The following is a 7,852-nucleotide window of genomic DNA, read 5'->3' as shown; positions in this document are numbered from 1 at the left end:
ACGAGTTGATGGCTAGCTAAAAAGAAACAAGCCTACGCCCTATACCGAGGTATAGAGCGTAGGCCTACGATGTAGCTAGCTACACAGAATCAATGTATATTAGATGGCTAAAGGCTATAGCCTTTGGTTAGGGATCCTATTGTCTTTTTTCAGCGTTCTCGAGACAAATTCCTTGATTTTGAATGTTTTCGATTGAAATTGAAAGATGATACGGTATACCGTTAACTTTTGTGGTTAGCGTAATACAAAAACTACATGTCCGGATCATGCAGATGCATGCATATATCATAGCTTAAACGGCGTATATATGCCCTTTCCAAATATCGATCAAATACGAATTTGAAGCCAATCATCGGCCTAGCTTAGAAACAGCTTCATTAGCAAGTTAAAAGGCCTTGCCTATAATGAGAAAACCCCGCAATAGCGGGGTTTTCCATATGAGCCAAAGCTCAATACTAAGCAAGAAAGCTATTAGCCAAGTAAGCTTAAGCCCAGCTGAGGACGGGTATTAGCCTGCATCAGCATAGAGGCTGCAGCCTGCTGAATGATTGACTGCTGTGATAAGTTAGCAGACTCTTCAGCAAAATCAGCATCGCGAATACGGCTGCGTGCGTCAGCTTCATTAGCTGCAACGTTAGACTGATTACGGATGCTTGATTCTAAACGGTTCTGGATTGCGCCCAAGTTAGCACGCTGACCGTCTACTGCAGCAATAATTTTATCAACAGATTCGATTAGCTTTTCAGCACCACCAGTAGTAAATGTAATTGCTAATGCAGTAGATACTTCTTTAGTCTTAGTGAATCCAGCAGTTGCTACTTTAGCAAGAACAGAGAATGTAAAGTTAGCTACACTAAATGAAATAACATCACCCTTGTTAGAGCCAACTTGTAGGGTCATCACGCCGCCTTTGTCGCCATTCTGAGTATCTTGTGTGTAAATGGTATCGGCATCCTTAGAACCCTTAAGAATCTTTTTACCACCGTATGTTGTTTGCTGAGAAATTCGTTGAATCTCAGATACCAGAGCTGATGCCTCTTTACTTAGGGCATCTCTGTCTTCTTTTGTGTTGGTGCCATTGTTTGCCTGGACAGCTAATGTACGGATCTTCTGCAGCATACCTGAGATCTCATCCATACCCGCTTCCATAGTCTGTGCAAGAGCAATACCGTCAGAAGCGTTACGATTTCCCTGATTTAAGCCATTTATCTGGGATGTTAAGCGATCGGCGATCTGAAGGCCTGCAGCGTCGTCCTTGGCGCTATTGATACGAAGACCTGATGATAATCTCTGATATGTGGTAGTCAGTGAGTTCTGAACATTGCCTAAGTAGCGCTGGCCCTGAAGAGCTGAGTAATTGGTATTAACATATACTGCCATGGTACTTTCTCCTCAGATGATTAACCTAATAGGCTCAGGCCGAGCTGTGGACGGGTGTTCGCCTGCATCAGCATAGAGGCTGCGGCCTGCTGAATGATTGACTGCTGTGATAAGTTTGCAGATTCTTCAGCGAAATCAGCGTCACGAATACGTGAGCGGGCGTCGGCTTCATTAGCTGCAACATTAGACTGGTTACGGATGCTTGATTCTAAACGGTTCTGGATCGCGCCAAGGTCGGCACGGGAGCCATCCACTTGTGCAATCATACCGTCCATAAGCTTAATTACATCTGATGGGTCAGCTTTAGAGAATTGGAATGACACTACAGAATTTGTAATGTTCATAACTTTATCCTGACCAGTTAAGTTTGCTTTGAATTGAGCATCAGCTCTATTTCCAATCACTGAGAACTGCATGTTTTCAATGCTGAACTTGATTGTGTCGCCCTTATTGGAGCCAACTTGCAGAGTGATTGAGCCAGCTTTACCCTTATTCTGTGCATCAGCCTTGGAGAAGATAGTCAGGTTATTTTCCTGCTGACCATTGAGGACAAGCTTGCCACCATAGGTAGTTTGCTTTGCAATACGAGTAATCTCATTTGCAAGTGCTGAAGCCTCTTTAGACAGTGCTGCTTTGTCTTCACCTGTGTTAGTACCATTTGATGCTTGGACAGCTAAGGTACGGATCTTCTGGAGCATGCCAGAGATCTCATCCATGCCTGATTCAACAGTCTGAGCAAGAGCAATACCGTCAGATGCGTTACGATTTCCCTGATTTAAGCCATTTATCTGGCTTGTTAAGCGATCAGCGATCTGAAGGCCTGCAGCATCATCTTTGGCGCTATTTATACGAAGACCTGATGATAATCTCTGATATGTGGTAGTCAGAGAGTTCTGGACATTACCTAAATAGCGTTGGCCTTGAAGAGCTGAGTAATTTGTGTTCACATAGACTGCCATTGGCTTTTCTCCTAACTTATGTTGCTCTGTATAGCTTTCGCTATTGATTATGTCAGGAGGACCTCGCCACTGACTATGGAGCACTAGAATTCTGTTTAGACGAGTTGATTTAAAAACTCTGTCTGCTACTTATCTATTCGGTTGCTACAACTGGGTTTCAACTTGTATTTGCACACATAATGTATGTCGATATACGTTGCTAAGCCTAAATAGCTTCTCTTGCGTGCTTATTTACAGCTTTACCCTGTACGCGCACGAAAACCCCGCGAATGCAGGGTTCTCTCTATGAACTAAAGCTTATTACTAAGCAAGATAGCTATTAACCAAGTAAGCTTAAGCCAAGCTGAGGGCGTGTATTAGCCTGCATCAGCATGGATGCGGCAGCCTGCTGGATGATGGACTGCTGAGATAAGTTAGCAGATTCTTCAGCGAAATCAGCATCACGAATACGTGAGCGAGCATCTGCTTCGTTAGCAGCAACATTAGACTGGTTACGGATGCTTGATTCTAAACGGTTCTGGATCGCGCCAAGGTCGGCACGCATGCCGTCTACCTTTGCAATGGCCTTATCCATCAGATCAATAACATCGCCAATGCCTTTCTGACCTTGAGGCGTTGTGGCTGCAAAACTAATCTTGGTCATATCTACAGAAACTACGCCTGCAGTGACTTTCATGAAAGTATTGGCGTCTTTAATAATAGCCTGATCATTTGCAATAGCTGAGAAGTAGACTGACTCCATATTAAAGGAAATGGTGTCGCCATTGTTCGAACCGACCTGTAGAGTCATAGTTCCTGTAGCGCCAGCTGGGTTCGCGTTTGCACCACCACCAGCTTGTGCAGGCTCACCGTAAATAGAGCCAGCAACCTTTCCGTTCAAAATGGACTTACCAGCAAAGGTTGTCTGAGTTGAGATACGATTGATTTCGGTTGCCAGTGCAGCCATTTCCTTGCCAAGAGCATTACGATCATCCATGGTATTGGTGCCGTTAGCTGCTTGAACTGCTAGAGTACGCATCTTTTGGAGCATACCTGAGATCTCATCCATGCCTGACTCGATGGTCTGGGCAAGTGCGATACCGTCTGAAGCGTTACGATTTCCCTGATTTAAGCCATTTATCTGGGATGTTAAGCGATCGGCGATCTGGAGGCCTGCAGCATCGTCTTTGGCGCTATTGATCCTCATGCCGCTAGATAGGCGCTGGTAAGTAGTCGTGAGTGAATTCTGGACATTCCCTAAGTAGCGCTGGCCTTGAAGAGCTGAGTAATTGGTATTCACATAGACGGCCATATCAAATCCCCTAATCTTTTGCTGCATGCTTGAGAAAACAGGAGCTAATGGCCTGTTATGCAAGAGCATGGTTGCCGATCTGGTGGTTACTTCATTGCAAGAGACCACACAGATCTCAAGCTATCGCATGAAAGTACAACTTTCCCTACTGATCTTTACGTAGCTTAGCAAAATGCATTAACTAAGTTGTGTACAAAATTTTTCATCTGATCTCAGCTGAGCTCGTGATCTTTGTAAATATAGATACATTAAGGCCTTTACAATACATTACCTAGCTTTCCGATAAATATCATGACCTTATAGTAATGAAAGTATTACTGATATTGCCTACTGCTGTTTCCTTGATGTACTGATCTCTATTATAAAGTGTAAAGCATGCTGGTGTTTTTATAGTGTAAAAATTTAGATCGCCTAGCGTATTTTCAAGCCTAAGATCCACGCGATTAGTTCGCCTGCCCTATCCTCAATGACCTTCTTTTCTCGTTGAACTCTGACCTCTAGTAACTACTCCTTTAACTCAAGAGCATACTTAAGCAGCTTGTTTTTGCGCTTTGTCTGCGTAAGTGAAATTGTGAAGTGCCCTGCTGTACCCTCCTTTTCGCCTTGTTCTTCATTGCTGATCCTTACGATCTTAAGCCTTTGCTCTGTGAATGCTGTTTTTTGTGTTGCCAGATATGCCGAATTGGCCATGTTGTGTGGGTTGGTGGCTGATGATTGAGTGTTGCGGAAAGTAGAGTATCGTCACACACCACTGTGTATCTATAAGTTAGGATAGTAATGATGCTTATAGTGGTTTGTATGTGATTCCTTAGTGCAAGAGGAGTTAGTGATGGCAGTAGGCATAACGAATATTTTGCCAGCACCTAAGGCGCGTCAGCGTGAGGTCTTGTATTTGCCTGATACGGGCTTTTCTGTGATTACAGGCAGTGCCGGAGCCGGCAAGACGCTGATGGCGCTCTATCGTGCCTGCTATTTAGGCAATTCTCAATTATCAAATGCTGGTGAATGCTTATTTCTCACTTACAACCGAGCCTTAGCTAAGGATGTTGATCGTAAGTTGAAAGCCATGGGAGTCAGATGCATTACCGCCACGACCTACCATTCTTTCTTAACTAAAGTGTTAGGCGCTCAAAAAAGAGAAGAGACTGGACTCCCTTTTGACTCTCTAAAACTTTGTAAGAAAGGCCGTACAACTATCATTTCAGATGCAGTTAATGCAGTCAAACTAAACAATGATGCATCACCCTTGTTTAAACGACGCGACGAGTTCTTTGTCGATGAGATCGATTGGATCTTAAGAATGGGCATTTGCTCTTTAGATGAATACATAGAAGCTGATCGTATTGGTAGAGGCTCAACCCGCTTAAAAAGCGACCAACGCCCTCTCATGTATGAGGTATATGAGGAATATCTAGAACGGCTGCATGAAAATTATGATTATGACTATGAGACCATGCCGCATAAGTTTGCGCAAAGCTCTATATGTGGTAAGGCGTTATCTGAATATCGCCACATCATTATTGATGAAGGGCAAGACTTCCCTTTAGTCCTGATTCGTGCTTTTGCCGAACATATGCGTAAAGATGGCTCACTCACTTTCTTTTTAGACAATACACAGCAAGTCTATGGCCCACGCATTAGTTGGACATCAGCAGGCTTTACCAACTGTAAGCTCTGGGAGCTTCACGATAATTACCGTAACACCATCGAGATCTATAAGCTTAGCCAAGCTATAGCTTCATTAATTGAGGAGTTCGGTGACAAGACTGATGTTAACACTGTAGTACCTCCTAAAGTACATGGAGATTTGCCAAAGATTGTTGAAGTGCAAGACGAGGAGGAGCGTGAAGAGCTTATTCGCGAGCTCGCCGATATAGATTTGGAGCATGACACATGTGCCATCTTAGTTTCGTACCACTGGCAGTTCGACAAAATTAAATCGTATATACCTGACGTAGTCGATCTAAGGGATCATTTAGAGAAAGGCAATTACTTAACTCCAGGCATTTACGTATGCACCATTTACTCAGCAAAAGGCTTAGAGTTTGACACTGTCATCTTGCCTTATCTTGATGCCAAGGGCTTTATTTCACCTCATGTGGTTGAAGATGATGAGTTTAAGAACAATAAGCTCATAAAACAGCTCAAAACCCTCTATGTAGCCGTCACTCGTGCTCGCTCTCAATTGCTCATGATTTATTCAGACGAGCTGACCGAGCTAATGCCAAGTGATAGTGATCTTTATGAGAGGGTTGAAGCATAAATGTTAAGGCTGCTCTGCAGCTTTTTCATACTGTGAGCATATGCTGCAGCAAGCATCATAGCCATGCATCAGCAATAATATGTGGGAGCTTGTAGCTGCAGCGTTGATTATATGGTTAGGTGAGCAAGGTCTAATCTGATTTGATGGCGTCATGGCCTGATATGTATGGGCAGCCTCTTTTGAATTTTTTAGGTAGCGACTTATGAGTAATACAGCTAATAGTCACACTGATCAGAACATTGATGAAGAGATCCGTGATCTTGTCATCGAAAAGGGCATTACTAGGCTCTGTCACTTTACTCAGTCGCGCAACCTTGCCCATATCTTTGGTGATGGCTTAGGCATTTGCTCAACTTATGAGCTTAAAAAAGAGAAGCTGCCGTATAACGAGACGGATGAAGTGCGTTATGACCGCCATCCAGAGCTTATTTGCTGCTCTATTGAATTTCCAAATGTTTATTACTTTGCGACTTCAAGAAGTCGTGTGCAGCTGTTTGAAGACTGGGCAGTTCTCTTAATTGATCCTAAGTACATCTATCGCAAAGACACTTTGTATTGCCCATGCAATGCTGCTAAAGGCAAGGGTGCCTACTTATGCTCGGGCGCAGAAGGTTTTGAGTCGCTGTATGACTTGCATCCACGAGGCTCTAATTTCCCTCGCAGCGCGAAGCGTATGGAAGCAGCCCCAACAGATGTGCAAGCAGAGGTACTAGTCGATGGCCCGATAGCACTAGAAGATATCATTGGCGTGGTCTTTTTCGATATTGAACAGGCGCGTAGAGAACTTTTAAGACTTGAGCTTATGCAAGCTAAGCTTCCTGAAAGATGCAAGGTCTATATAAGCCAAGACTTCTATGATAAAGAAAATCTCGACACCAAGATTCGCAACAATCGCAGCGTTGAGATTCTGGAGCTACTGAGCAATGGATCTACTAAGATAGCTACCTTTGCCCCACACCATGCCTCGGATAAAGACCATAGCGCGCAGGATAATGCTGCAGACGATGTAAGGTCAGCAGAGACGAGCTCACAGAACAGCACCTCGCAAACGACCATTGAGCACGATAGCAGTTCTTCATTATCACGTGAAGAAATGTTAGAGCGTATTAAAGATGGGCTTAATGAAGGCTGCATAGTCTATAACATTCTCAATGAGGATCCATCTGACGCCCTCGATAAGGATCAGTCTGATGCCCTATTCTTGCCTTCAAGAGGTATTAAGCTAATTAGCGGCGCAAACGGCACTGGCAAGACTGTCTTAAGTATCTTAAGAGCTCTCTACTTAAGCTGTGCTGATGTTAATGACAATACGGGCAAGACCTTAGTTATTACACGTAATATGCAGTTTATGTCTTTAGTGGAAAACTCTTTAACAAATGAGTCATTGTCCAATATCGATATTAATTCTCTGAGGCTGTTTGAGGGAGATGATGTAAAAGCCTATGTAGCTCATCAAAGAGGTGTCTCGCTAGAGCGAATTAAGAACACACCGCTTATGTGTACTGGTAAAACTCGTACTAACATGATGAACAGTGCTATAGATGAGGTTAAAAGTGCCTACAGTGATTTTGCTCTCTTAGATGTGCTCTCAATTTGTTTTAATGAATTCAAGGTCATCGTCACTGAAGGTATTATTGATTCAGATGAATATATTAATCATTTACACGCTAATTCTTTAAATTTTGGATCAATTTAATAAATTTAGCAGTAAATCCGATAATTTTTTAAAAAGTAACCTATTGCTAACTTAATTGTTAATCATTTTTGCTTCTCGTTCTAGAGTCTTTCTATTTTTACTACCTTTAGGCCGACCTCTGCCTCGGTGTTCCTTCTCAAACTCCTTAGCCATTCGTTCTCTAAAGGCAATTGTACTCTTATTTAAACTCCCTTTTGGTCGTCCAACCTTTGGCTTTGAAGGCTGTAATGCCTGCACTGCAACAGTAGTATGAGCATCAGATT

Annotated in this window: 6 protein-coding genes; 2 read left to right on the top strand and 4 right to left on the bottom strand. The window is 43.1% G+C overall.

Features of this window, described 5'->3' with window-relative positions:
* Positions 1–471: 471 nt before the first annotated feature.
* The 3 genes from H524_RS0111350 to H524_RS0111340 all read right to left on the bottom strand — a co-directional run bounded on the left by H524_RS0111350 (position 472) and on the right by H524_RS0111340 (position 3,630).
* On the bottom strand, positions 472–1,380 hold the full coding sequence (locus H524_RS0111350) for a flagellin N-terminal helical domain-containing protein (protein ID WP_027940289.1): 909 nt from the start codon (positions 1,378–1,380) through the stop codon (positions 472–474).
* 20 nt (positions 1,381–1,400) lie between these two features.
* Positions 1,401–2,339: a flagellin N-terminal helical domain-containing protein gene (locus H524_RS0111345; RefSeq protein ID WP_027940288.1), complete on the bottom strand. Its 939-nt coding sequence runs from the start codon at positions 2,337–2,339 to the stop codon at positions 1,401–1,403.
* Between the two features lie 319 nt (positions 2,340–2,658).
* Positions 2,659–3,630, bottom strand: a complete 972-nt coding sequence (locus H524_RS0111340) for a flagellin N-terminal helical domain-containing protein (protein WP_027940287.1) — start codon at positions 3,628–3,630, stop codon at positions 2,659–2,661.
* Positions 3,631–4,459: 829 nt separating this feature from the next.
* Between H524_RS0111340 and H524_RS0111330 the strand changes: the two genes are divergently transcribed.
* Positions 4,460–5,893 (top strand): 3'-5' exonuclease, encoded by a 1,434-nt coding sequence (locus H524_RS0111330; RefSeq protein ID WP_027940285.1) that lies wholly within the window; start codon positions 4,460–4,462, stop codon positions 5,891–5,893.
* Positions 5,894–6,095: 202 nt separating this feature from the next.
* Positions 6,096–7,589, top strand: a complete 1,494-nt coding sequence (locus tag H524_RS16790; protein WP_052339078.1) for a DarT ssDNA thymidine ADP-ribosyltransferase family protein — start codon at positions 6,096–6,098, stop codon at positions 7,587–7,589.
* Positions 7,590–7,640: 51 nt separating this feature from the next.
* Here H524_RS16790 and H524_RS17645 read toward each other — a convergent pair.
* On the bottom strand, positions 7,641–7,852 hold a 212-nt coding region (locus H524_RS17645), incomplete at its 5' end, for a hypothetical protein (protein WP_044122188.1).

Origin of the sequence: Anaerobiospirillum succiniciproducens DSM 6400, assembly GCF_000482845.1 — a bacterium.
Taxonomy (GTDB): Bacteria; Pseudomonadota; Gammaproteobacteria; order Enterobacterales; family Succinivibrionaceae; genus Anaerobiospirillum; species Anaerobiospirillum succiniciproducens.
This window is presented reverse-complemented; position numbering and strand designations above follow the sequence as displayed.

Coding starts and splice junctions, on each gene's coding strand:
- H524_RS0111350 (WP_027940289.1), bottom strand. CDS start 1,380: ATGGCAGTATATGTTAATACCAATTACTCAGCTCTTCAGGGCCAGCGC.
- H524_RS0111345 (WP_027940288.1), bottom strand. CDS start 2,339: ATGGCAGTCTATGTGAACACAAATTACTCAGCTCTTCAAGGCCAACGC.
- H524_RS0111340 (WP_027940287.1), bottom strand. CDS start 3,630: ATGGCCGTCTATGTGAATACCAATTACTCAGCTCTTCAAGGCCAGCGC.
- H524_RS0111330 (WP_027940285.1), top strand. CDS start 4,460: ATGGCAGTAGGCATAACGAATATTTTGCCAGCACCTAAGGCGCGTCAG.
- H524_RS16790 (WP_052339078.1), top strand. CDS start 6,096: ATGAGTAATACAGCTAATAGTCACACTGATCAGAACATTGATGAAGAG.